We start from the raw sequence: 23,951 nt of genomic DNA, 5'->3' as shown, positions 1-23,951 counted from the left end.
TGGCAGAAGTCTGATATAGTAAGTTACGAGATGGAATTGGGTAAGGAGGCAGCAGGTTTGGAGAGCAGAATCAAAGTTCTTTCCACTGTGAAGATCAGCAAATCGCCTGACCTTTACAAGGTTGTGACCGAATTAAACAAAACATTGAAACACAAAGATGTCATGTTCGGTCTGGCACTCGATGAACAGGATGAAAATAATATGATATTTACCATCTACAAAACATAAAAAGGGTGCACGAGATGAAAAAATGGTGGATTATTCTGGGGATAGCCTGTATCGTAATTATCCTCTGGCAGAGCATTTCACTGTATAATAAGATTCTTTTAAACCGTGATGCGGAACAGGAGAGAGCAGTACAGGCCGCACAAAACGATTATCATTTAAAGGTTCACCAGATGGATTATTATCACGGCAATCAGGCGCTGAATGTGCTAAGCGGCACCTCCGGCAAGTATGGGAAGGTATATGTGCTGGTTAATAACAAAGGCAAGACCAAACTGGTAAAACAAAGTGATGGCCTGACAAAGCAGCAAATGAAGAAATATGTGGACAAAAACCTCAAACCAAAGGAATGGGTGAATCTCCGGCTTGGAATGGAGAACAACCAGGTGGTATGGGAAGCCGTTTATCTGGATGATAACGGAAGGTATACGTTTTACTACGGCGATTTCCAAACAGGAGAACGCTATAAAAAATACAGCATCAAGCAAGAAATCTAAAAGTGAGGGATGAGAAGAATGGAACTGGCAAACCGAGTAAAAGCACTTACACCATCTACAACACTGGCCATCACGGCAAAAGCGAATGCATTAAAAGCAGAGGGGCATAATGTGATTGGACTGGGCGCAGGAGAACCGGACTTTAATACCCCTGAACACATCATTGAGGCTGCCTACCGGGCCATGAAGGAAGGGCATACGAAGTATACCGCTTCCGGAGGCCTGCCTGCCCTTAAAAAGGTGATTGCAGAAAAATTCAAGAAAGACCAGAATCTTGACTATTCGCCTCAGGAAATTGTAGTTGGAACGGGAGCGAAACAATCGCTCTATTCACTTTTTCAGGTTTTACTAAACGACGGAGACGAGGTCATTATTCCAACACCGTACTGGGTGAGCTACCCCGAGCAGGTGAAACTGGCAGGCGGTGTACCGGTTTATGTGGAAGGCAAGGAAGACAATGCGTTTAAAATTACACCTGCACAGCTGGAAGAAGCGGTGACAGGAAAAACAAAAGCGATCGTCATCAATTCCCCAAGCAATCCAACAGGCTCTCTGTACAATGAAGAAGAACTGAGACAAATCGGGGAAGTATGCTTAAAACATAATATTGTTATCATCTCGGATGAAATCTATGAAAAATTAATTTATGGCGGTGCACAGCATACGTCGATTGCCCAGCTTTCTCCGGAGCTGAAAGAACAGACCATAATTATTAATGGGGTTTCCAAGTCCCATTCCATGACGGGATGGAGGATCGGCTATGCGGCAGGCAACAGTACGGTTATTAAAGCAATGACCAACCTGGACAGCCACAGTACATCCAATCCGACCACGATTTCCCAATATGGCGCGATTGCTGCTTATGAGGAAAGCCAGGAACCGGTGGAAGAAATGAGGATTGCTTTTGAATCCCGTCTGAATACCGTTTATGAAAAGCTGATTCAAATTCCGGGCTTTTCATGCGTGAAACCAAAAGGTGCGTTTTATCTTTTCCCGAATGTGAAGGAAGCGGTTAGATTGACCGGCTTTAACAGTGTGGATGAATGGGTGGCAGCGCTCCTTGAGGAGGAGAAGGTTGCGCTTGTTCCGGGTTCAGGCTTTGGAGCACCGGACAATGTAAGGCTTTCTTATGCTACATCCCTTGAAAAATTTGAGGAAGCTTTGGAGCGGATTGCCCGGTTCATGGAAAAAAAGAGCAAATAACAGATTTTGAGGGTATTTGATTTTTATAAGTGATTAGATGATAATCACTTATACATAGAATGATTTGGAGGGTGTCACGTGAAAACAACAATATCCCAATTAAAAAGCCATATCGATGAGACAGTAACCATCGGTGCCTGGCTGAGCAATAAGCGCTCAAGCGGCAAAATTGCATTCTTGCAGCTTCGGGACGGAACGGGCTTTGTTCAAGGAGTGGTCGTTAAAGCTGAAGTGGCTGAAGACATCTGGACAACAGCCAAAGGACTTACACAGGAAACCAGTCTTTATGTGACAGGGAAAGTCCAGCAGGATGACCGCTCTCAAACAGGTGTGGAGCTCGTTGTTTCAGACGTGAAGATCATTAACGAAGCAGTGGATTATCCGATTACGCCAAAAGAGCATGGCACAGAGTTTCTGATGGATCACCGCCATCTCTGGCTTCGTTCCAAACGCCAGCATGCGATTATGAAAGTCAGAAATGAAATTATTCAGTCCATGTATGAGTTTTTCCACAAAAATGAATTTATCAAAGTCGACCCGCCTATTTTGACAGGCAGTTCCGCCGAAGGAACAACGACTTTGTTCCATACCAAATATTTTGACGAAGATGCATATCTTTCTCAAAGCGGACAGCTGTATATGGAAGCTGCAGCCATGGCGCTTGGAAAGGTATTCTCGTTCGGTCCGACTTTCCGTGCCGAAAAGTCAAAAACACGTCGCCATTTGATCGAATTCTGGATGATTGAGCCTGAGATGGCTTTCGTGGAGCATGAAGAATCCCTCGAGATTCAGGAGCAGTTTGTCAGCCATGTGGTACAATCCGTGCTTGAACGCTGCAAGCTTGAACTGACTGTGCTAGGCCGAGATCTTTCCAAGCTTGAAAATGTAAAAGCTCCGTTTCCGCGGATTTCTTATGATGATGCGATTACACTTCTGAAAGAAAAAGGATTTGATGATATCGAGTGGGGAGAAGATTTTGGTGCGCCTCATGAAACAGCGATTGCCGAAAGTTTTGACAAGCCTGTTTTTATCACCAATTATCCAAAAGAAATCAAGGCCTTTTATATGAAGCCGCATCCTGAACGAGATGATGTCGTGCTTTGCGCCGACCTGATTGCACCGGAAGGCTATGGGGAAATCATCGGAGGAAGCCAGCGTATTGACGATCTTGAACTCATGAAAGCCCGCTATGAAGAGCATGGACTTACAGATGATGCCTACAAATGGTATCTTGAGCTCCGCCAATATGGCAGTGTGCCGCATTCCGGATTTGGTCTGGGTCTTGAGCGTACTGTCGCCTGGATCACCGGCGCCGAACATGTCCGTGAAACCATTCCGTTCCCACGTTTGCTGAACCGACTGTATCCTTGATTTTTTAAACTTACTTTAGAAAAAACTTTTAAAAAACCTCCTCTTTAAGGAGGTTTTTCACCTTTCACCCGGGACCTGTCTGTAGGGCGGTTACACCTATCCGTCTTAAGCTTCATCGATGTTTTCACGGCAACATCATGATTGGGGAAAGAAGGCTTACTCGTGGTATACTGATGAAGAAGGGGTGTTATGATGGAAAAGGCATTATTTTTGAAATGGCTGTCAGAAGGAACGATTTCAATACCCCATGTTCTGTTTAAGCATTACCGGTCCATCGGACTTCAGGACGAAGAATGCATGCTACTTCTGCATGTACATACATTTATAGAATCGGGGAATCCCTTCCCGACTCCGGAGGAGCTTTCCGGAAGGATGAGTATTACCCCCACCCGTTGCATGGGAATGCTGAGAGGTTTTATCCAGCAGGGGTTATTGGAGATCGGCCAATATGAAGACGATGAACGAGGCATGTACTACGAAGCGTATTCCCTGAATCCGCTTTGGGAAAAATTGCTTTCTATCCTTTCCGGCCAGGAAGCTGAGCGGGACTTAGCCAATAAAGAAAAAGAAGAACAAAGTGTCTATACCATTTTTGAACGGGAATTTGGACGGCCGCTGTCTCCCATGGAATGCGAAACTCTGAAGATTTGGATCGATCAGGACAGGCATACTTCGCCATTGATCATTTCCGCGTTAAAGGAAGCAGTCATGACAGGTAAGCTTAATTTTCGCTATATCGACCGGATTCTGTTTGAATGGAAGAAGAATAATATACAAACACCAGAACAAGCCAGAACGTACGGAGAGAAGTTCAGGGCGCGGCAAAACAAACATGCGGCCAGGCCGGCAGAATCCTCTGACAGCCGCAATCAATTCTCTGTTCCCGTATATAACTGGCTTGAGCAATCATAGACGAGGAAAATCTCGTCTGTTTTTGCATGTAAGGGTATTAAATCAGGAGGATGACTATGCTGAATAAAACAGAGATTGCTTATTGCTTGGATACCATAGGAGAGATGTTTCCCGATGCCCATTGCGAACTGAATCACAGCAATCCCTTTGAACTCACTATCGCTGTTCTTTTATCGGCACAGTGTACAGATGCCCTGGTGAACAAAGTCACACCGGGGCTCTTTGCCAAATATAAAACACCAGATGATTACCTAAAGGTTCCGATTGAGGAATTGCAGGATGATATACGTTCCATAGGACTGTACCGGAACAAGGCAAAAAATATACAAAAGCTGTGTTATATGCTGCTGAACGATTATGGCGGCAAGGTGCCCGAGGACCGGGATGAGCTTACAAAGCTGCCGGGTGTCGGGAGAAAAACGGCCAATGTTGTCGTTTCTGTTGCCTTTGGCATTCCGGCCATAGCCGTGGATACGCATGTGGAACGGGTGACAAAGCGTTTGGCCATCTGCAAATGGAAGGACTCTGTGCTGCAGGTTGAAGAAACATTAATGAAAAAGGTGCCTAAAGAACAGTGGGGCATCACTCATCACCGTCTCATTTTTTTCGGAAGGTATCATTGCAAGGCACAAAGTCCGCGCTGTCCGGAATGCCCGCTGCTTGAACTATGCCGGGAGGGCCAAAAACGAATGAAATTGAGCGTCAAAAAAGCTCAACTTGTAAAAAAAGATGAAAATTCCTGATTCCATGAACCATCCGCTTTTTTTTGGAAAGGACAATAACCGGGCAAAAGTCCCGTTTAGGGAAGACATAGAGGCCCTTAGCTTTCCGCATCAATGGCCGTTGTCCCCTGAGCAGCTGCAGAATAAGTTTGATCAGTGGAAAACAGAGGGTGAGAGGATCAGACAGTTATTTTCAGAGCGGAAGCCCCAGGAAGCAAGAGGCCCCATGATCCGCCAGCTGAGCTGTTTCATACAGGCGCTGTATTGGTCCAACAAAAGAAGGGTGGACGATTTGGTTCAATGGCACGACACAGTGCCCTCCCTCCCGGTAAAGCCTGTCAATATCGTGGAGCGGCTGGAGATGATTATTAACCGGCCCGCCCATTTTACAGCGTGGATTCAGCTGAATGAGCTGTTTTTGGAACTGGAAAAAAAGGTTGCTACCCATTCCCGTTTCCCCCACAAGGAATAGGGACAGATTCTTATCACATAGAATGTGTCATGAGAACGTCTAGGAGGGGGAGTTATGCAAATCCATATCGTCAAGAAAGGGGATTCGCTGTATAAGCTGTCACAATTTTATAATTTACCTTGGCAAAAAATTGCTTCAGTGAATGCCCTTGGCCAGCAAGATGTGCTGGCAGTCGGACAAACGCTGCTTATTCCTGCGCCTTTTGAATATAAAGTGAAAAAAGGAGACACGTTCGACAAGATTGCCGCAAAGCTAGGCGTTACGAAAACTGAACTTCAGCAGGCAAATCCTGAAGTATCGGAAGGCCAGCTGAAGGAAGGGCTCGCACTCACTGTGCCTCAGAAACGCAAACGCACGATTACAACGAACGCTTTCGCCGAACCTTCGGATAAGTCCCAGGAAAATTTTAATCATGCGGCCAAGGCATTGAGCTATATCTCTTTGTTCAGCTATGAAGTGAAAGAAAATGGTGATCTGAAACCCTTGGATGATGGCTCGTTTTTACAGGATATCAAAACAAAAAATGTCCGTCCGCTTCTTTCATTGACAACCATAAAAGATGGAGCGTTCAGCAGGGAACTGGCTACCACTATTTTAAAAAACCAGGTCATCAGCAATAAGGTGATCGAGAATACAGCGAAAGTCATGAAAGAAAAAGGGTATGTGGGCGTTAACGTGGATTTTGAATATATCGGGGGAGAGAACAGAGAGCGGTATAACCGGTTCCTGCGCGCCATGACCGAACGTATGCATAAAGACGGGTATATATCCACTACAGCTCTTGCTCCCAAGACCAAAGAAAAACAAAAAGGCATTTGGTATGAAGGCCATGATTACAAGGCACATGGACAAACCGTGGATTATGTAATTCTCATGACATATGAATGGGGATACAGCGGTGGTCCTCCATTGCCGGTAAGCCCGCTCACAGAAGTGAAAAAAGTGATTGACTATGCGGTAACAGTGATTCCGAGAAGCAAAATCCTCATGGGGATCAACCTTTACGGCTATGACTGGAAGCTTCCCTTTGTTCAGGGAGGGCCGCAGGCCAAGGCGCTCAGCCCGGTTCAGGCTGTACAGCTCGCGGCCAAGCGAAAAGCGGCGATCCAATATGACAGCAAGGACCATGCTCCGTATTTTGTATATTATGATAAAGAAAAGAAAGAGCATAAAGTCTGGTTCGAGGATTACCGCAGCATGAAAGCCAAATTTGATCTGATTGATGAGTATAAGCTGGGAGGCGCCAGCTTTTGGAACCTCGCGTTTGATTATCCGGGTTTGTGGAATTACCTGGAGGACCGGTACAACATCCGCTTTCAATCATAAAAAAGAACGCCGCCCTGGCTGCTCGGGTCGGCGTTCTTTTTTATTCTATTGGTTAAGATCCGGAAGGGCAGGGAATTGCTGATCGTTCTGTCGCTGCTGCTGCCGTTGATCTTGGTTATTCCCATTTCCTTGGCCATTTCCCTGGCCGTTTTGGTTTCCTTCAGGGCCTTGTGGATTTTGCGGCTCTGCCGTGTTTGGCTGCCCGGTACCGCCTTGCTGGTTTCCGCCTTGATCAGGCTGATTACTTTCGCTGCCTTGGTTTTTGTTCTGATCACCTTGCTCCTGATTTTGATTGCCGCCCTGCTCTTTTTTGCCGCCCTGCTGTTTTTTGCCACCCTGGTTTTGATCGCCAGGATTATTTTGATCAGGCGGAGTACTTTGGGCAGGAGGCTGTTCGCCAGGAACCGTGACCGACGTTTGCGCAGGCGGGCTTTCCTTATTCGTTTCACTGTTGATGGCGGTCACTTGGAAGCTGTAGGTTTTTCCTGCTTCTGCATTAGGAACGGTAAAGGACAGGTCCTTGATCGTTTGTTCGGCTGCCTGTGTGCCATCCACACTGGCGGCTACTTTATAAATGGTCTTATCATTGCCTTTATAGTTCCATTTTACATCAATGGCATTTTTCTTTTTATTGTACTCGGCTTTAAGGCCTTCAATAGAAGCGGGTTGGTCGTATTTATCTGATACTTGATTTGGCTCTGTACCGCGTACGAACAATTCATGCGCTTTCTCGTTCTCAGGTGTAAATTCGCCTGCCTTTTTATTGGTGCCTTTTTCAAGCGTGACATCGACAACTGAATTCGGTTTTTTGAAATCTGAACCGTCATGGTTAAGCCTGCTCATGACCTCTTTAAAGATGAGCTTGGAATAGTTCCGCTGATTTGTATCCAGATAATGAACCCCTTCATTGTCCTTTTTGCTGTTATAACCTGTCCACACGGCTGCGGAGTAGGAAGGAGTATAACCCGCCATCCAGGCGTCATTTGTTGCACTTTTCGGGATTCCGTTGGCGTCCCTGAACTCCTTCGGCAGGTTGGTGGTTCCTGTTTTTCCGGCAAGATTTAAGCCGGGAACATTCGCCATTGCCCCTGTTCCTCCGCTTTTCATGACACCCTTGAGCATGTCGGTGATCATATAAGCGGTAAAGTCATTCATCGCCTTGACCGGTTTAGTATCCGGTTTAACAACGTCGCCATTTGGAAATTCAATTTTTCGGATCGTTGTTGGTGCATTGTAGACCCCTTCGTTACCAAAGGCTGCGTAGGCACCCGCAAGATTTAGCGGTGTGATCCCTTTTTGGAATCCTCCGATGGCGTAGGCGGGAGGAGCTGAATCAATATTGATGCCAAGCTTGTTGGCAAAATCAACGGCTTTATCTTCGCCCACTTCCATAAATGTGCGGACGGCCGGCGTATTTTCTGATTTTTCAAGCGCCTGGCGCATGGAAACCTCGCCGAACTCCTCATCGTTAAAATTATGGATGGTCGAACCATTAATTGTAATAGGTGAATCCTTCAAAATGTGGCCGGTATTCCATTTAAAATGATCAATGGCAGGACCATAGTCCAAAATTGGCTTAATGGTGGAACCTGGCTGACGCTGATTTCCGGAAGCATAATAGGCACTCATAAGGTTTTCCTCACGGCCGCTTCCAATGGCGCGGATGCTGCCTGTTTTTGTGTCGACGATCGCGATGCCTGATTGCAGTTTTTTGTTTTCGTTTTTAAGGAACGAAGCGTTTTGCAGAACATCTTCGGTGGCTTCTTGTGCTTTCGTATCCATGTTGGTGTAAATTTTCAGACCATCGGCGAACACATCGACATTTTTCATGCCATCCATCTTCTGAATGTCTTTGATTACCTGTTGAAGATAAGCTTCATGGATTCGCGTTTCCTGAAGGCTTCCTTTGTGCAGGCCTTTCGTAACCGGTGTGGCTTTTGCTTTGTCTGCTTCCGCCTTCGTAATATAACCGTACTTTTCCATTTGACCCAGAACGACGTTTCTTCGTTTTTCTGCAGCTTCGGGGTGAACTAATGGATCATAGTTGCTTGGTGCTTTTGGAAGCCCGGCAAGCAATGCGGTTTGCGGAAGCGTCAGCTGATCGAGCCGGTCCACATCGAAATAGGTTTTGGCTGCTGTTCCGATGCCGTACACGTTATGCCCGAAATAAATCTTATTAAGATACATTTCAAGAATTTGTTCTTTCGAGTATTTCTTCTCGAGCTTGATCGCCAGATAGGCTTCTTGGATTTTACGGGTCAGAGATTTTTGGTTCGTTAAAATGGTGTTTTTCACCACCTGCTGCGTAATGGTGCTTCCACCCTGTGAACCGAAACCGCCGGTTACATTGGCAAGGGCGGCACCGAAAATACGCCGCACGTCAACACCGTGATGTTTATAGAAACGAACATCCTCTACTGCCACAAACGCATCCCGGACGTTTGGCGGGATATCCTTTATTCCAGCTTTTACCCGATTTTGCTCGGAAAAGAGCGAGGTGACCATTTTTCCGTCTTTATCATAGATCTGGGAAGATAAAGGCGTTTTTAATTTGTCAGGATCGAGCTTCGGTGCTTTCGCCATAATGACGCCGACCGAAATCGTTCCTATTATGAACATGATAACGATAAAAGCTAGAATCGCTTTAAAAAAAGGAAACTTCTTTTTCCTTTTTGGGACAGGTTGTTTGCCGTTTTCGGCTGCCTGCCTTCGTTCTTGCCTGCTGCGGTATTCATTCGCCATAGTTGTATCAACCTTTCAATAACTGCAATGTACATTATGATTATTCGTCAATAAGCCGTTATTTATGAACCTTGCCTTCATCTTCGTTATGAAAGTACATTTTATCAATGATTTTCAAATAGTCAATTCTCGGCAAAAAACCCGGTGAGATGGGGTGTCCAAGCGACTCGATCTCTTTTTTGGGTATCGACTTTCTTCCGTTCGTTTGATCATTCCAATAGGGGATCAGGTGGCCGGCGTCGAGAAGGTAGATTTCATTTAATGTTGAAAAACGCAGGATGATGAAGGCTATTCCCCCATGAGCAATGATTGCTTCCATATGCCGAATCTGGTGTTCATGAAAATTGCGAAGCGGAAAAGAAGTTTTGTTTTTTGTTTCCTTCGCTTCAAAGTCAATGTACTTTCCCTGGTATATACCATTATAATCGGTGGTAGAAGCAAGCTTAAAGTAGGCTTCCTTAATCACAGCGGCAGACCGCTTCGGATATTCAACATTAACAATTTGAACCGGTGTCGGTTTTTTATGAATGACGGCAATCCCCCGTTCCAGATAGAATTCATTGCTTTTGTTCAGATCTTCCTCCAGCGTCATTCCCCGGTTTCCGTAAGAAACTTTATTCTTCGAAGCAGGGGAAGACAGGGCAGAAGACGGTTTTTTTCCATTAGGATATTGAATCGGTGCCATGTTTTCACATCCTTTTAAAGAATGGCAAATAAAAACTATGTCAGCATGATGGCCGGCATAGTCTTTTTCCCTTTGTTCACTTTCTTATCCCAGTTGAAGAAGGGATTCCAGTTCGTCTTGTTTGAATCCAAGCACAATGTTTTTGGACTCTCCGTCCATGATGACGGTCACAGGAGTGGCACTGGCTCCAAGGTCAATCACTTCATTCATGTATTGAGGGTTTTTGCGGATATCGCGTTCCTCGAATGGGATTTGTTTTGAAGTCAGCCATTCCTTTTCAGCAAAGCATGGGGAACAGGTTTCCTGCGTGTAAATGATTACTTTTTGCTTCATGAGATCCTCCAGACAGATTCTTATCCTTTCATTTTAGCGTTTTTCTATCTGTCTTACAAATATTTTACCAACAGTTGCAAAGGCTAAAAGAAATGAAGGGAGGGCTTGTATGACCAGCAGAGCATGGGGAAATGCCATTGTGGAGGAAATCCGGCAGAGAACGGATGCCGGCAATCTAGATAATATTTCACGTACCGTATTATATGAGCGTTTTTTTAGAAACCATCCGGAAATCAAGTGGTCGTTTCTCGCTTCGCTTGTGTCTAGAAATGCGGGTTATAACATGTGTGACCTTGAAGGTGAATGGTTCAGCCGTTCCATTGTGCCTCACTATCGAAACCTTCTTTTCCTAACCTATGAACGGGCGAATTGGCTCATTTTTTCCGATGCATACCCCCAGTTGCTTCTTTATGAAAAAAGCAAGGAGGCAGGAAAACCTCTTTTCTCCCTTCTTCCATTGTTTAATGTTTCTGCCTTTATGCAAAAAGAATGGATTGCATTTTGGCAAAAAGGGGATGAAGAGCGGCTTTGGACCTCCCTCATCATTAATGAACAGCATTTGATCCAAAAACCGGTGATTGAGCACCCGGTATACCGGAAGCGTGTTTTTTTGTCTATGCCGTACAGGCTTCAGAATTGGCTTCATTTCAGCACGGTGCTTTTTCCCACCCTGAACGGAGAAATTTACGGCTTTTCCGTACATGGTTTCCGAAAGGTGCAAAACCGCATTTTGCTTGGAAGGAGGCTGGCCTGGCTATTGTTTCAGTCTCCGTACGCCAAAGCTTTTGATGAATTTTCGCGGGTCATACCCCACACCGGATCCCGGCATGACTATGAACAATACGTTTATCCCAACCAGAGGCGGGAACCGGAACTTCTCAGGCTTATATATCCACTTGTGCAGCATGGCCGTCCTTCGCTGCCCGACTGGAGCCGGAAAACAAAAAACCTGCAGGCGTATTACCATAAGCTCACTATTCCGAGAAACATTAACTTAACAAACTGGTATCACCACAAAGAATTGCAGCTGCAGCTCGGTATCTTGCTGCAGGAATTGATATTTAAAGATAAAAATGGTTGGAAAAAAGAACGTTAAAAAAGTGTCCCGGATGAGCGGGGCACTTTTTGTAGGTTCAGCTTTTCATGATCCAGCTTCAGGACCCAGAAACTCGCTCATTTCACTCTTTGTCAGAAAACAAAAAAAGTTTTATGACAAAGACCTCCAATGCTTTTCGTCTCTGAACGGGTCCTTCAGCTTTTCATGATCCAACTTCAGGACCCAGAGACTCGCTCATTTCACTCTTTGTCAGAAAAGAAAAAACCTTTTATGACAAAGACCTCCAATGCTTTTCGTCTCTAAACGGGTCCTTCAGCTTTTCTCTTTATGTAGCTGGGTAGTTGGGGCCTTCCAGTTTTTTGTCGCCGTATCCTTCTTTTTTTTCCTGTTCAGGGGCGTTTGTCATTTTTTCCTGCTCCTGCTCCAGGCTGTTTTCGTGCTGTTCCATGTTTCTTCACCTCCTTCTCGTAGTGTTAGGCAGTAGGTCCTGTTTCATACAGGATAACAGTGTCGAAAGGCGGGTTTTTTTGAATAAAACCACTTTCTTTGCCGAATCAGTTCTAGTTTTGTCACCTGTGAAGGGAAACGCTAAAGAGGAGTGAATACTTTTGTTATAAGATAACGGGGAGGGAATTAGAAATGGAAATGGTGTTTAAAACAAAAACGGTTTCGGAAGAACTTGGTGTCAATCCAACTACCATTCAGCGCTGGGTAAAGCATTTCAATCTTGCGTGCCAGAAAAACGACCATGGTCATTATCTGTTTTCCGAGCAGGATATTGAAGATTTGCGGGAAATCAAAAAACAGCTGGACGCAGGTTTGCTAATGGGAGATATTCAAATCGCAGCAGCAAAGATTAAAACGCCTGAGCCTATCGCCAAGCCGGCAGGAGCGTTTGATGAACGGTTCGATCAATTGATGGCCCAGATCGAAAAGCTGGAAAAAAAGCTGGAGGAAAAAGCAGACGATGTGTTGTCATACCAGGTTTTGCAGCATGCAACAGAAATGGATGACATGATGAAGCGGCTGGTTAAAATAGAAGAAAAAATTGAAGATATTGAAGTAAAACTTTTAAAAATGCCGGATGGCGCACAGGAAGATGCTTCAGGGTTTAAAAAACAGCGCCGCAATTGGCTGGTGGGACTTTTCACGCTGTAACCTTCTTTTAAAGGAAGCTCGTGCATTTTATCCTTTGTTTTGATAGGATAGAGGGGTCAGGAGTGAAATCATTACGTATGGAACAACGTCTTATTCAACTTACTCAACAGCTGCTGGGTAAAAACAAAGCAGCAATGGACCAATATCTTACTAAAACAAAAAAAGAAGGGTATGAAGTCGACTTCTATGGCGAGGTTAAGCCGTTTGCCGACGAAATCCAGATGTTAACAGAGGAATGGAAACCCCTTGCGCTTAAGTGGGTGGAAAACAACCGTCCAAAGTATATCCATGTGCCCCAGATAAATGATACGTTTGATAATCTGAACTTTATTGCGGTATTTGCTTTCCAGCTCGACACCCGGGAAAAACGATTTACCGAGATGATCAAATCCATTGATTATGTCCTGAGTACATTGCTGGATCGGCTTCTTTCATAAAAGACGGAAACTGCCACCGTCTTTTTTATTTTGCCCGTTATAAATTCGCGCTGGCCGGATGAAATGAGTAAAATAAAAGAAATGAAATTGTCATTCATTAAAATAATTTCACGTACCGTATTATAATGATTTAAAAGAAAGGGTACTTACATGTTTGATCCGACCATCTATGAAAACTTGAAAGTTATTCTTGAGGGAATGGCTTACGATCTTGATTTTGAAGGAGTTTTAAAAGTAACCGGCCGGAAAGACCTCGTTGACTTGGCTTCGATGAGCAGAACCTACAGTTTAGAGGTTTTGTTAAGCGGCAAAAAAGAAAAGGATGTCCGCGCGAAAATCGGATTAAAAGCTGGTTTAGAAGATCTGGCTGATGAAATAATGGAAAGAGAAACCGAACGTACAGGCTGTATTTTTTCTGTTACTTTTTACACCACTGTACAGGATATAGATGCAGAATGTTCCAGGATTGGTGAAGCTATGAGAAGACTGTGGAAAACGGATGGAGAGGTTACACAAACTCTTTCCTATATTTATGGTTTGCCAAGAGGATGCTACCAGAATCAAATCGATGTTGTGATTCATCTCAAATTGCATGAAGAAAATAGTGAACAGCTTGAGGATTATGTTAACCGGATCCTTCTTGCTGCTGAACGAATACTAAATAAAGGGGGACGTTAATCGTTATGGCTACAAAAACACCGATTCAAGAATTACAGCCTTATTTGCAGGAGAATTGGAAGGAGGCGGCTTTCGATTCCTTAACGCCAGTTCAGAAAGAAATGCTGCCGTTTATGCTTGAGCGAAAGGATCTTGTCGTAGAATCACCGACAGGGACAGGAAAAACGCTCGCCTATTGTCTGCCCTTACTTGATAAGATTGATAGCTTATCAACGGCATTGCAGGCTGTTGTAATCGCGCCAACTAAAGAACTTGTGATGCAAATTCACTCGGTCCTTCAGGAATACGCGAAAGGAAGCAACATTACAGGGACAACATTAATCGGCGGGGTAAATGTGCAGCGGCAAGTGGAAAAGCTCAAGAAAAAACCGCATTACATAGTCGGTACACCGGGAAGAATCCTGGAGCTTTATAAAAATAAAAAAGTAAAGCTTCATGAGGTGAAAACCATTGTTGTCGATGAAGCTGACATTGTTTATGATATGGAATTAATGGATGAAGTACAGAATATTGTTAAAGGAACGATGAAGGATCGTCAGCTTGTTTTTGTGTCAGCAACCATTTCTAACAAAGCAGAAGAGATCGCCAAAGAGTGGATGAATACTCCGCATTTCATAAAAATCAGCCGTGATACGGAAGAACGGGAGTCCATTGCAAATATCTATCTGATTTCTGAAAGACGTGATAAAATAGATAATCTGAGGCGCATAATTCGACACCATTCGAACATGAAAGCGATCGTTTTCTTTGGGGCCAATTTAAAACTTGAAGAGATCGCCGCCAAGTTTGCTTACCGGGGCATTACTGTAGGTGTATTATCCGGACAGGCAACAAAACAGGAACGGCAAAAGGTAATGAGAGAATTTCGTTCCAGCAACCATGCGTTGCTTCTTTCTACAGACCTTGCTGCCAGAGGACTTGATATTAACGGATTAACACATGTTATTCATTTCGATCTCGCCGATTCCGAAAAACAATTCATACACCGTTCTGGCAGAACAGGAAGAGCGGGACAAACAGGAACCGTCATTTCGCTGGTTACCGAAAGAGAGGAAAATGTTCTGTTAAAATGGGCAAAAAAGCTCAATATGCCTGCAGAAAAGGCAGTGATTAAGCAGGACCAGCTGCTGCCGGCTTCACAGATTCAGCAGAAGCCAGCCAAAAAGAGAAATCCAAGGAAATCAACACCCCAGCGAAGCGGTAATTTTATAAAAAAGAAGGGGAAGTAATTGCTGGTTAATGAACGATTGGTACAAAAAATAAATCAAATGGCTGAAAACTTTAATATTTCGGTGGACATTCACATTGAAGCCAAATGCCCGCTGAACCGGAATATCGGAGGCAAATATAATGCGGGCGAACAGTCCATCACATTGTATCTGGAAGAAATTCAGGCACAAAGCGAGTGGTTGTTTCCCAATGAGGATGTTTTCGTAGAGTATGCGAGTGTCATTTTTGCTCATGAAGCAGGACACGCCACAGATCCTTATTTGCAAAAACTCGTGGAGCTTTATGATTCGACAGAAGATGAATTCAAACGAAAAAAAATTGAACTGCTTGTAGAAGTTCAAGCATGGAAGATCGCCAAGGAGCTCGTACAGGAGCTTCCTGATGAATTTTTCAGTAAAATAAAGAGAATTTCCTTAGAACATCATTATGAAGCTGTCTCGCAAGGTTTCAAGGATGAAGGGGTTGCCTAAACCGGAAAGGTCCTGTGCCAAGAGCACGGGACCTTTTTATTAAGAATCAAATGAATCATACTTTTATACATAGCTGCACCGGGAAATGCCGCTAATAAGAGGTCTGCCCTTTTTCTTGGAAATTTGATATGATAGTTGAGTTCAAACTACGCAATTGGAGTGAAAATAAGTGAATTATCAGGTATTGCTGTTTTATAAATATATTGCGATTGAAGATCCGGAAGCGTTTGTTTCCTCTCATCTTGATTACTGTAAGTCAGTAGGCTTGAAAGGGCGAATTTGGGTGGCGAAGGAAGGGATCAATGGTACGGTCTCCGGAACGTTGGAGCAAACATCTGAATATATGAACCGTATGAAGAACGACGAACGTTTTCAAGATATGGTTTTTAAAATTGAAGAATCGGATCATCATGCGTTTAAAAAAATGAAGGTCCGGCTCAAAAAGGAAATTGTAAATTTAAGTTTGGATGATGATGTGAATCCGAACGAACTTACAGGAAAACATCTTACCCCGAAAGAATTTTATGAAGCATTGCAGCAGGAGGATGTGGTAATCCTTGATGCCAGAAATACGTATGAATACGACCTTGGGCACTTTAAAGGAGCCATCCGGCCGGAGATCGAAAACTTCAGAGAACTTCCTGCTTGGGTCAGAGATAATTTTGATAAATTCAAAGATAAAAAGGTGCTGACATATTGTACAGGAGGGATCCGCTGCGAAAAGTTTTCTGGATTTTTGATAAAGGAAGGATTTCAGGATGTTTCCCAGCTCGAAGGCGGCATCATCTCCTATGGCTATGATCCTGAGGTGAAAGGAGATCTTTGGGACGGAAAATGTTATGTATTTGATGAAAGAACCTCGGTCGCGGTTAATCGTGCAGGAACGGAAAAGGTAGTCGGCAAATGCTATCACTGCGGAAAGCCGGAGGAGCGGTATGTTAAATGCGGAAATCCCGAATGCAATCAACATCTATTAATGTGTGAACCTTGTGAACACAGGTCTAAAAGAGCGTGCAGCACGCAATGCAGAGATCATGAACGGAACCGTTATGTCACAGAGAAAAATATAGCACCATCATAAATCGTAAAAAAGGCATCCTTTGACAAAAAGGATGCTTTTTTAGCCGGGAGTCTACGGTGTATAATGGACAGGAGAGATAACAGGGAAGGTGTGTAGTTGATGATCGATGTAGAGATGCCGGAAAATAAACTGGAACTGCTCCCTGCTGTATTTATTTTTATTATTTTCGTGATCCTTGCATGGATGACTGTCAAGTTCCTAAAAAAACTTCATGAACGTGAATTGAAAAAAGCAGAAGAGGCAGAAGCAAAAATGAAAGAATATTATCTTCATAATAAACATTAATTAAAAAAACGAGGCAGCTCAATGCTGCCTCGTTTTTTATTTAAGCGTTCTTCATGTTGTTTACTTCTTCTGTCAATGTTTCTTCCATCTCTGCAAATGTGTTTTGTACGTTGTTGGTTGGTGATTTCGTCAACAAACTTACAACCACAACAGCAATAAGGCTGAGGAAGAAACCAGGAATCATTTCATATGCCTGCTCTTTTAAACCAGGGAACTGTACCCAGGTAATAACAGCTACAGCACCGACAATCATACCAGCAAGTGCTCCCCATTTTGTCATCCGTTTCCAGTAAAGACTGAGCAAAATCGCTGGACCAAACGCTGAACCAAAACCAGCCCACGCATAGCCTACAAGAGACAGGATTGTATCATTTGGGTGGTAGGCAAGGATAGACGCAATAACGGCTACAAGCAATACAGCCAAACGTCCAATGGTTACAAGCTCTTTATCTGAAGCTTCTCGGCGGAAGAAGGCTTTATAAAAGTCTTCTGTCATCGCACTGGATGTAACCAGCAGCTGAGACGAGATCGTACTCATGATCGCAGCCAGAATGGCAGCGAGCAGGAATCCGGTGATCAGCGGGTGAAACAGTATCGTTGAAAACTTGATAAATACTGTTTCCGGATCGCCCAGTTTAATTCCTGATTTATGGAACCATGCGATTCCGACCAAACCAGTAAGGACTGCTCCCAGCAAGGAAATACCCATCCAGCCCATTCCGATACGGCGGGCAACTTTTAAATCTTTGATGTTCGTAATCGCCATAAAGCGGACGATGATGTGGGGCTGTCCAAAATATCCGAGTCCCCAGGCAAGCATGGAAATCAGCCCAATTGCTGACGTACCGTTAAACAGATCAAATTTGGTTGCATCCATCTGTTTAACGGTATCAATCGTTGATTGCACTCCGCCTACGTCTGTAAAGGCAACAATAGGCACAAGCACAAGGGCAATAAACATAATGATGCCTTGTACAAAGTCGGTCCAGCTTACCGCAAGGAAACCTCCAAACAGCGTGTAAGCAACCACTACTCCGACTGTAACGAATAATCCCACTTTGTAATCAAGGTTAAAAGAACTTTCAAACAAGCGGCCGCCTGACACCAATCCGGCGGAACAATAGAAAGTAAAGAAAACGATGATGACAATCGCTGAAGCAAATCGTAAGATCCTGGCTTTGTCGTTAAAACGATTTTCCAAAAAGTCAGGAATAGTAATGGAATCATTCGCTACCTCAGTGTAGGTACGAAGGCGTGGAGCAAGCACGAGATAGTTTACATATGCTCCAATCAATAATCCTACGGCAATCCAAATACTTGATAGCCCGGTCGCATACATGGCTCCGGGTACACCCATAAGCATCCATCCGCTCATGTCTGAAGCTCCTGCTGAAAGCGCGGTAACCGCGGGTCCGAGACCTCTGCCCCCAAGCATGTAATCTGACAGATCGGACGTTTTCTTGTACGCCCAATATCCAATTCCTAGCATGCCGGCCATATAGATAGCCAGCGAAGTGATAACACCAATTTGCACCAAATCTCCCCTTTTTTAAGTTTTTCTTTAACAGCTGGTTTTTTCATCTTCGAGCAGCTGCCGGTTCTTCCGACGAAAGTGCTTACGGTTACTTAACCTAACAAAAACTTTACATCCCTTCAAGTCGCGAGCTGTTTGCAAATCGATTGGAAAAACAGGTTGAGCGTATACAGGACAAGAGGTTCAGGGGAAATAAGAAAGAGGTAAAGTAAAATAATTTCAAATTTTCAGTCAGGCAATCACCACAAAAAAGAGGATTCAGATCCATTAGAAAATGGACCAAGAATCCTCGTACAAAACGTTATTGAGCGGACATTTGGACCAATTTTTTGGATAGTCCTAAAAGAACCAAACCAAGGAAAATGGTTACACCGCCGATAATCATAAACACTTCGAAATAACCAAGTGACTCAGTGGTTGAAGCCAATTGTCCGGCAAGAATATTTGCAAATCCGGACCCAGCAAGCCACACACCCATCAACAGTGAAGCCAGCTTAACTGGTGCAAGCTTACTTACCATGGACAAACCTACTGGCTGCAGGCATAGCTCCCCGATCGTATGAAGGAAGTAGGTAAGGACCATAAAGATCATATTGGCCTTAACAGCAGAAGAGTCGCCTGTTCCTGTTTGAAGAAGAGCAGGGACAAGTACAGCGAATCCGGCGCCAAGCAAGATCATGCCTGTTGCCATTTTGGTTGGTGTAGCCAAATCGCCACGCTTCGTTTTTGATAATTTTACCCATAGTACAGAAAGAATTGGCGCAAAGATTACGATAAAAAGAGGGTTTAATGACTGGAACCAAGAGGTTGGAACAGTCCATCCAAATACCGTACGGTCAATAAACTTGTCTGTATAAAGGGTTAACGAACTACCGGCTTGTTCAAATCCGGCCATAAAGAAAATAACAAAGAAAGTCAAAATAAAGATAACTTTAATTCGGCTTTTTTCAGCCTTGGTAAGAGGTTTCTTTTTCTCTTCTGTGCTGACTGTGTTATGCGAAACGCCGACCGGCTTTTTGCCGATATCTCCCAAATACTTATTGCCAAGAAGGTTGAACAGAAGCTGCCCGACAATCATACCGATCGCAGCAGCAAGGAATCCGAATTTGAACCCGAAGTGCTCCACTCCATTTACCGTAGTCTTAAAGTAATCTTCAGCCAGGAAACCAACAATTAATGGAGAGAAAAAGGCTCCAATGTTAATACCCATATAGAAAATGGTAAATGCAGCATCTTTACGTGCATCGCTTTGCGGGTATAGATCCCCAACGAGTGTAGAAATATTAGGCTTAAAGAAACCATTCCCGATAATCAATAAGGCTAACCCAATGTAAAATGCCGCATGGCTTTGGTTGGCAAACAATACAAAGTTACCAAGTGCCATTGTGACACCGCCAATGGTGATCGCCAGACGTTTCCCTAAGAAACGGTCGGTTAAATATCCTCCTATTAACGGGGTAAAATAAACGGCGCCGGTGAAGAATCCGTAAATACTAAGCGCAAGGCCTTCACTCATACCGAGTCCGCCGCTAATCAACGATTTTGTTAAATAAAGAACAAGAATTGCTCTCATGCCATAATAACTGAATCTTTCCCACATCTCAGTGAAGAAGAGCAAGTATAGGCCAGGTGGATGTTTCTTTTTTGTCTGGAGCTGAATGTCCTGCTCCACTTTAACAGTTGCTTCCATCTTGATGCCTCCAATATATTTAAACTATTAATATTTTAATTTACTAAATATTTAGTAGTCAATGAAAATTATAGGAAAATGTTATTATAATTTAATTATGAAAATAATGAATTATCAAAACATAAACCGTTTTCCTTGCGGGTACAGTGAAAATTGACCCGTGCCAAATGAATCAAAAAGAAAAAAGGAGCTGAATTTTTCTGTGAAAATTGTTGTATTATCGGATACTCACATGCCCAAAATGGCTAAAAAAATACCTGAGAGGCTAATTGCCGATCTCAAGACTGCTGATTTAATCATCCATGCCGGTGACTGGCAGACACCAGATTTGCTTCATCAATTGAAGCAGTATGCTCCGGTTGAGGGGGTAACCGGTAATGTTGACGGGCCCGAAATGAGAAATTTTTTCAATGAAACCCTTTTACTGAATGTGAATCAATTTATTATAGGTGTAGTTCATGGCCATGGCACCAAACAAACAACTGAAAAAAGGGCAATAGCCGCATTTAATGAAGTAGATGTGGATTGTATCATCTTCGGCCACTCGCATATTCCAAAAAATTATCGCCGTAACGGAGTCTTAATGTTAAACCCCGGATCACCGACGGATAAAAGAAGGGAAAAGTGTTATTCCCATGCAATTCTTACAATTGATGATGAGATGACTGCCGAACATATATTTTATGATAATAAAAATTAACATTATTAATCATTATACACCTTTCATTTCATGTTTTCAAAAATTGGAATTTATCCCTTATGCCTTATGACACATTAGCAGTGTTTACATATTTATCATCTTACAAAGCGATGAGAACTTGCTCGGTAATTAATATGATTTCAACCAGCAACAATGACAATATCAGCCAGATTCCAGAATATTTAACCATACTAGGAATGATATTAACAGAATTTTTACGAAATAAGTGTTGATACGTGCGGAAAAGTCTGATAGAATGATACAAAATCTAAAGGCTATGTGTAACTGGCGAAACGCGGATCACCGCGAGGGAGCACATAGTGTCGTTGCCGTTCGCCTGGGCAGAGGTAAGGGGATATTTATCCCTTTGCCTCTTTTCGTTTATTTGTCAAGGCATGTTCACCTTATCTTTTTGGCAAAGAGGCGAGACACAAACCCATAAAAAAAGAGGAGAGAACCAAAATGACCACAACTGCATTGGAAACAGTAAAGACCATCAAAACCTTGAACAATATCGCGGAAAGCGGATTGAAGGTTTTCAGCAACGGGATTTATAAGATTGATAATGAAAGTGAAAATCCTGATGCCATTGTTGTACGAAGCTTTAATATGCATGCTTTAACTTTCGGTGATGAACTAAAAGCCATCGCGCGTGCGGGAGCCGGTGTCAACAATATTCCGGTCGATCAATGCACAGAAAAGGGAATTGTTGTTTTCAATACTCCAGGTGCAAATGCCAATGCTGTAAAAGAAATGGTTCTTACTACACTGATGGCTTCTTCCCGTAACCTGTTTGCAGGCATAGCCTGGACAAAAACCCTTGAAGGGGAAGGAGACCAAATTCCAAAACTGGTTGAAGCAGGGAAAAAGCAGTTTGTCGGAAAAGAAATCAAAGGAAAAACACTAGGTGTGATCGGTTTAGGGGCGATAGGTGCGCTCGTTGCCAATGATGCGCTCGATCTTGACATGGATGTTATCGGTTTTGATCCATTCATCTCTGTGGACACAGCATGGAACCTGTCCAGAAATGTCCAGAGGGCGATGACGATTGAGCAGCTGTACGAAGAGTGTGACTATATTACGGTTCATGTTCCCTTTACACCAGATACAAAAGGTATGTTTAATCAAAAGGCCTTTAACGAAATGAAACCCGGAGTGCATATCCTAAACTTCTCCCGTGGTGAGCTTGTAAACGAAGTTGATATGCTGGCCGCACTGGAAGACGGTACTGTTGGCCGCTATATTACGGATTTTCCAAACGAAAACGTGCTGAAGATGAAGAATACGGTTTCTATTCCACATCTTGGCGCATCCACAAATGAATCTGAAGAAAACTGTGCCATTATGGCTACCCGGCAGGTCAAAGAATTTTTGGAAACCGGTAATATCAAGAACTCTGTTAACTTTCCAAACGCCTCTTTGCCATATACAGGTAAGCTTCGAGTGGCCGCGTTTCATGAAAATGTGCCCAATATGGTCGGCCAAATCACTCAGGCGGTGTCCAGCTATCATTTGAATATTGCCGACATGGTGAACAGAAGCCGGGGCGGATATGCGTATACCATTGTTGATATTGACAATAAGGTAAACGGCGACGTCATTCCGGGACTGGAAGAAAAAATTAAAAACATTGAAGGTATTGTATCAACACGTGTCATTTAAATGGTTCTCTTACGAAAAAAGACCGTCATTCCAAGAATGGAATGGCGGCCTTTTTTATTGAAAGTTAAATGGGTTCGCTATGAGCCCTGTGGGTTGCCAAAAGAAAACGATGAGTTACATATTCCAGAACACCGAGCAACAGGCTCGTCAATAAGGCCCCATACCATGTCATGGATGCCTCCCATTGAAAGTTCGAGGCATAGTAAACAAGGATCCATGAAACCATAACATCAATGAGGACACTGATCCAAAGTACTCCTTTTCTTAAAACAAAATATTCGAGTGGCACACCAAGTACCGCCAGGGTGATGGCAACAACGGCAATTTGCCAATAGTCCTCAAAATGTACGCCTGGAAGGAAAACGGCGGAAAGAATTAACACAACGGGAATCGCTATAAGTTTTATGATCAGACTGCTCATGTTGTACCTCCTACCTCCTGTTCTTCTTTGATATTGTAACCACGATGATAAACTTTCATGTCTGAACGTCAGAAAAATGGCAAATACTAAACCTCAAATAAATGGGAGCGGGAGGTTTGAAAGATGCCGGAATTACCAGAAATGGAAACCTTCAGAACGATTTTATCGAATCAATTAAAAGGCAGACCCATTACGCAAGTGGAGATTAACCGGGAAAAATCCATTAATCTTAATCCATCGCTTTTCACTGCCCGTGTGAGAGGAGCCATGATTACTGACATCAGAAGGCGGGCCAAACATTTGATTTTCCAATTGAATAACGGATATGCCCTGCTTCTTCACCTCATGCTCGGAGGCTGGATGTACATTGGAAATGACGAAGACAACCCTGAGAGAACCAAGCAGGTGGTATTGTCTTTTGGTGATCGAAAGCTGTATTTTATTGGGCTTAGATTGGGCTACCTTCATTTATTAACAGCAGCGCAATTGAAAGAAAAATTGGAGGAACTGGGTCCTGAACCGTTGGATCCGAATTTTACAGAAAAAATCTTTCTAGAGCATATAAGCAAGAAAAGGGGAACACTGAAAGCAGTGCTCATTGACCAGAAGTTTATCGCAGGGATTGGAAATTGTTATTCCGATGAAATTTGCTGGCAGGCCCGGCTACAGCCGGAACGAAAAGCTTCTGAGTTGACTAAGGACCAAGTCCGCCTGCTGTTTCAAGCCATTCAACCTATACTCACGAGGGGTATTGAACACGGTGGTTATATGGAGAATCCCACCTATAAGGGAGACCAAAAGACAGGTGGATATAACCACCATTTGCTGGTATATGACAGAGAAGGCCAACCTTGCAGGCGCTGTGGAACACGTATTCAAAAAACAGAGATTGCTTCCAGAAAATCATTTTCATGTCCTGACTGCCAGAAATAATCGGTAAAGACCATAATTATGCAAGGAGACAGAAATGTCTCCTTTTTTTATTAAATAATATGTTGACATATATCATCTATATCATTTAAGTTATTGATAGGAACTATTTACTGAAAATTCAGAAAGG

The 23,951-nt window shown here is 43.5% G+C and carries 26 protein-coding genes and 1 riboswitch; of the genes, 19 read left to right on the top strand and 7 right to left on the bottom strand.

Annotated features, from left to right (window positions below; genetic code table 11):
• Positions 1–57 precede the first annotated feature (57 nt).
• From AS030_RS22975 to AS030_RS08655, 8 genes are all read left to right on the top strand, one after another.
• Entirely contained in the window at positions 58–228 is a 171-nt protein-coding gene (locus AS030_RS22975) for a YpmA family protein (protein ID WP_074440488.1), read from the top strand.
• Between the two features lie 14 nt (positions 229–242).
• On the top strand, positions 243–722 hold the full coding sequence (locus AS030_RS08685; protein ID WP_061970597.1) for a hypothetical protein: 480 nt from the start codon (positions 243–245) through the stop codon (positions 720–722).
• Between the two features lie 18 nt (positions 723–740).
• Positions 741–1,925 (top strand): pyridoxal phosphate-dependent aminotransferase, encoded by a 1,185-nt coding sequence (locus AS030_RS08680; RefSeq protein ID WP_061970594.1) that lies wholly within the window; start codon positions 741–743, stop codon positions 1,923–1,925.
• A 78-nt stretch (positions 1,926–2,003) separates the two neighbouring features.
• Positions 2,004–3,296, top strand: coding sequence for an asparagine--tRNA ligase (gene asnS, locus AS030_RS08675; RefSeq protein WP_061970592.1), 1,293 nt, complete (start codon positions 2,004–2,006; stop codon positions 3,294–3,296).
• Between the two features lie 192 nt (positions 3,297–3,488).
• Positions 3,489–4,208, top strand: coding sequence for a DnaD domain-containing protein (locus tag AS030_RS08670; protein WP_061971667.1), 720 nt, complete (start codon positions 3,489–3,491; stop codon positions 4,206–4,208).
• Positions 4,209–4,264: 56 nt separating this feature from the next.
• A complete protein-coding gene (gene nth / locus AS030_RS08665; RefSeq protein ID WP_061970589.1) occupies positions 4,265–4,951 on the top strand; it encodes an endonuclease III in 687 nt (228 codons plus the stop codon).
• The gene (locus AS030_RS08660) at positions 4,938–5,402 is read left to right on the top strand and encodes a YpoC family protein (RefSeq protein ID WP_061970587.1); all 465 of its coding nucleotides are present in this window, start codon (positions 4,938–4,940) and stop codon (positions 5,400–5,402) included. Before nth ends, AS030_RS08660 begins: the two co-directional genes overlap by 14 nt.
• Before the next feature lie 54 nt (positions 5,403–5,456).
• Positions 5,457–6,728 (top strand): glycosyl hydrolase family 18 protein, encoded by a 1,272-nt coding sequence (locus tag AS030_RS08655; RefSeq protein WP_061970584.1) that lies wholly within the window; start codon positions 5,457–5,459, stop codon positions 6,726–6,728.
• Positions 6,729–6,773: 45 nt separating this feature from the next.
• Here the strand turns inward: AS030_RS08655 and AS030_RS08650 are convergent, their stop codons facing one another.
• From AS030_RS08650 to AS030_RS08640, 3 genes are all read right to left on the bottom strand, one after another.
• On the bottom strand, positions 6,774–9,470 hold the full coding sequence (locus tag AS030_RS08650) for a PBP1A family penicillin-binding protein (RefSeq protein WP_061970582.1): 2,697 nt from the start codon (positions 9,468–9,470) through the stop codon (positions 6,774–6,776).
• Positions 9,471–9,528: 58 nt separating this feature from the next.
• Positions 9,529–10,155 (bottom strand): Holliday junction resolvase RecU, encoded by a 627-nt coding sequence (gene recU / locus AS030_RS08645; protein ID WP_061970579.1) that lies wholly within the window; start codon positions 10,153–10,155, stop codon positions 9,529–9,531.
• 84 nt (positions 10,156–10,239) lie between these two features.
• Positions 10,240–10,488, bottom strand: a complete 249-nt coding sequence (locus AS030_RS08640; RefSeq protein ID WP_061970577.1) for a glutaredoxin family protein — start codon at positions 10,486–10,488, stop codon at positions 10,240–10,242.
• A gap of 109 nt (positions 10,489–10,597) precedes the next feature.
• Here AS030_RS08640 and AS030_RS08635 point away from each other — a divergent pair, with 109 nt between their 5' ends.
• Positions 10,598–11,584, top strand: a complete 987-nt coding sequence (locus tag AS030_RS08635; RefSeq protein WP_061970575.1) for a DUF2515 family protein — start codon at positions 10,598–10,600, stop codon at positions 11,582–11,584.
• A 286-nt stretch (positions 11,585–11,870) separates the two neighbouring features.
• Here the strand turns inward: AS030_RS08635 and AS030_RS24545 are convergent, their stop codons facing one another.
• Positions 11,871–11,993, bottom strand: a complete 123-nt coding sequence (locus AS030_RS24545) for a hypothetical protein (RefSeq protein WP_276203847.1) — start codon at positions 11,991–11,993, stop codon at positions 11,871–11,873.
• A 191-nt stretch (positions 11,994–12,184) separates the two neighbouring features.
• Here AS030_RS24545 and AS030_RS08625 point away from each other — a divergent pair, with 191 nt between their 5' ends.
• From AS030_RS08625 to AS030_RS08595, 7 genes are all read left to right on the top strand, one after another.
• Complete coding sequence (locus tag AS030_RS08625; RefSeq protein ID WP_061970570.1) at positions 12,185–12,703, top strand: MerR family transcriptional regulator; 519 nt, start codon at positions 12,185–12,187, stop codon at positions 12,701–12,703.
• A 62-nt stretch (positions 12,704–12,765) separates the two neighbouring features.
• Positions 12,766–13,140, top strand: coding sequence for a YppE family protein (locus tag AS030_RS08620; protein WP_240482243.1), 375 nt, complete (start codon positions 12,766–12,768; stop codon positions 13,138–13,140).
• Positions 13,141–13,290: 150 nt separating this feature from the next.
• A complete protein-coding gene (locus AS030_RS08615) occupies positions 13,291–13,818 on the top strand; it encodes a hypothetical protein (RefSeq protein WP_061970565.1) in 528 nt (175 codons plus the stop codon).
• 5 nt (positions 13,819–13,823) lie between these two features.
• Positions 13,824–15,047, top strand: coding sequence for a DEAD/DEAH box helicase (locus tag AS030_RS08610; RefSeq protein WP_061970563.1), 1,224 nt, complete (start codon positions 13,824–13,826; stop codon positions 15,045–15,047).
• Positions 15,048–15,518, top strand: a complete 471-nt coding sequence (locus tag AS030_RS08605) for a hypothetical protein (protein ID WP_061970560.1) — start codon at positions 15,048–15,050, stop codon at positions 15,516–15,518.
• A 169-nt stretch (positions 15,519–15,687) separates the two neighbouring features.
• The gene (gene trhO, locus AS030_RS08600) at positions 15,688–16,599 is read left to right on the top strand and encodes an oxygen-dependent tRNA uridine(34) hydroxylase TrhO (RefSeq protein WP_061970558.1); all 912 of its coding nucleotides are present in this window, start codon (positions 15,688–15,690) and stop codon (positions 16,597–16,599) included.
• 99 nt (positions 16,600–16,698) lie between these two features.
• Entirely contained in the window at positions 16,699–16,884 is a 186-nt protein-coding gene (locus AS030_RS08595; RefSeq protein ID WP_061970556.1) for a hypothetical protein, read from the top strand.
• Between the two features lie 40 nt (positions 16,885–16,924).
• On the opposite strand, the gene putP is transcribed toward AS030_RS08595, so the two are convergent.
• Both putP and AS030_RS08585 read right to left on the bottom strand, forming a co-directional pair.
• Positions 16,925–18,418, bottom strand: a complete 1,494-nt coding sequence (putP, locus tag AS030_RS08590; RefSeq protein WP_061970555.1) for a sodium/proline symporter PutP — start codon at positions 18,416–18,418, stop codon at positions 16,925–16,927.
• 301 nt (positions 18,419–18,719) lie between these two features.
• Positions 18,720–20,108, bottom strand: a complete 1,389-nt coding sequence (locus tag AS030_RS08585; RefSeq protein ID WP_061970553.1) for a peptide MFS transporter — start codon at positions 20,106–20,108, stop codon at positions 18,720–18,722.
• A gap of 202 nt (positions 20,109–20,310) precedes the next feature.
• Between AS030_RS08585 and AS030_RS08580 the strand changes: the two genes are divergently transcribed.
• Together AS030_RS08580 and AS030_RS08575 are read left to right on the top strand one after the other, a co-directional pair.
• Positions 20,311–20,808, top strand: a complete 498-nt coding sequence (locus AS030_RS08580) for a metallophosphoesterase family protein (protein ID WP_082635744.1) — start codon at positions 20,311–20,313, stop codon at positions 20,806–20,808.
• A gap of 271 nt (positions 20,809–21,079) precedes the next feature.
• Positions 21,080–21,158: riboswitch (ZMP/ZTP riboswitch) on the top strand.
• 112 nt (positions 21,159–21,270) lie between these two features.
• On the top strand, positions 21,271–22,470 hold the full coding sequence (locus tag AS030_RS08575; RefSeq protein WP_061970551.1) for a phosphoglycerate dehydrogenase: 1,200 nt from the start codon (positions 21,271–21,273) through the stop codon (positions 22,468–22,470).
• Between the two features lie 64 nt (positions 22,471–22,534).
• Here the strand turns inward: AS030_RS08575 and AS030_RS08570 are convergent, their stop codons facing one another.
• A complete protein-coding gene (locus AS030_RS08570) occupies positions 22,535–22,891 on the bottom strand; it encodes a DUF2512 family protein (RefSeq protein ID WP_061970549.1) in 357 nt (118 codons plus the stop codon).
• A gap of 123 nt (positions 22,892–23,014) precedes the next feature.
• On the opposite strand from AS030_RS08570, the gene mutM reads away from it, so the two are divergent.
• Positions 23,015–23,824, top strand: coding sequence for a bifunctional DNA-formamidopyrimidine glycosylase/DNA-(apurinic or apyrimidinic site) lyase (mutM, locus tag AS030_RS08565; protein WP_061970547.1), 810 nt, complete (start codon positions 23,015–23,017; stop codon positions 23,822–23,824).
• The last annotated feature ends 127 nt before the right edge of the window (positions 23,825–23,951 follow it).

The organism is Fictibacillus enclensis, assembly GCF_001457035.1.
GTDB lineage: Bacteria > Bacillota > Bacilli > Bacillales > Fictibacillaceae > Fictibacillus_C > Fictibacillus_C enclensis.
This window is presented reverse-complemented; position numbering and strand designations above follow the sequence as displayed.

Bases quoted from the DNA above. Each gene is read 5' to 3' on its own strand.
- AS030_RS08685 (WP_061970597.1), top strand. From the start codon at position 243: ATGAAAAAATGGTGGATTATTCTGGGGATAGCCTGTATCGTAATTATC.
- AS030_RS08680 (WP_061970594.1), top strand. From the start codon at position 741: ATGGAACTGGCAAACCGAGTAAAAGCACTTACACCATCTACAACACTG.
- AS030_RS08670 (WP_061971667.1), top strand. From the start codon at position 3,489: ATGGAAAAGGCATTATTTTTGAAATGGCTGTCAGAAGGAACGATTTCA.
- nth (WP_061970589.1), top strand. From the start codon at position 4,265: ATGCTGAATAAAACAGAGATTGCTTATTGCTTGGATACCATAGGAGAG.
- AS030_RS08660 (WP_061970587.1), top strand. From the start codon at position 4,938: ATGAAAATTCCTGATTCCATGAACCATCCGCTTTTTTTTGGAAAGGAC.
- AS030_RS08655 (WP_061970584.1), top strand. From the start codon at position 5,457: ATGCAAATCCATATCGTCAAGAAAGGGGATTCGCTGTATAAGCTGTCA.
- AS030_RS08650 (WP_061970582.1), bottom strand. From the start codon at position 9,470: ATGGCGAATGAATACCGCAGCAGGCAAGAACGAAGGCAGGCAGCCGAA.
- recU (WP_061970579.1), bottom strand. From the start codon at position 10,155: ATGGCACCGATTCAATATCCTAATGGAAAAAAACCGTCTTCTGCCCTG.
- AS030_RS08640 (WP_061970577.1), bottom strand. From the start codon at position 10,488: ATGAAGCAAAAAGTAATCATTTACACGCAGGAAACCTGTTCCCCATGC.
- AS030_RS08635 (WP_061970575.1), top strand. From the start codon at position 10,598: ATGACCAGCAGAGCATGGGGAAATGCCATTGTGGAGGAAATCCGGCAG.
- AS030_RS24545 (WP_276203847.1), bottom strand. From the start codon at position 11,993: ATGGAACAGCACGAAAACAGCCTGGAGCAGGAGCAGGAAAAAATGACA.
- AS030_RS08625 (WP_061970570.1), top strand. From the start codon at position 12,185: ATGGAAATGGTGTTTAAAACAAAAACGGTTTCGGAAGAACTTGGTGTC.
- AS030_RS08615 (WP_061970565.1), top strand. From the start codon at position 13,291: ATGTTTGATCCGACCATCTATGAAAACTTGAAAGTTATTCTTGAGGGA.
- AS030_RS08610 (WP_061970563.1), top strand. From the start codon at position 13,824: ATGGCTACAAAAACACCGATTCAAGAATTACAGCCTTATTTGCAGGAG.
- AS030_RS08595 (WP_061970556.1), top strand. From the start codon at position 16,699: ATGATCGATGTAGAGATGCCGGAAAATAAACTGGAACTGCTCCCTGCT.
- AS030_RS08585 (WP_061970553.1), bottom strand. From the start codon at position 20,108: ATGGAAGCAACTGTTAAAGTGGAGCAGGACATTCAGCTCCAGACAAAA.
- AS030_RS08575 (WP_061970551.1), top strand. From the start codon at position 21,271: ATGACCACAACTGCATTGGAAACAGTAAAGACCATCAAAACCTTGAAC.
- AS030_RS08570 (WP_061970549.1), bottom strand. From the start codon at position 22,891: ATGAGCAGTCTGATCATAAAACTTATAGCGATTCCCGTTGTGTTAATT.
- mutM (WP_061970547.1), top strand. From the start codon at position 23,015: ATGCCGGAATTACCAGAAATGGAAACCTTCAGAACGATTTTATCGAAT.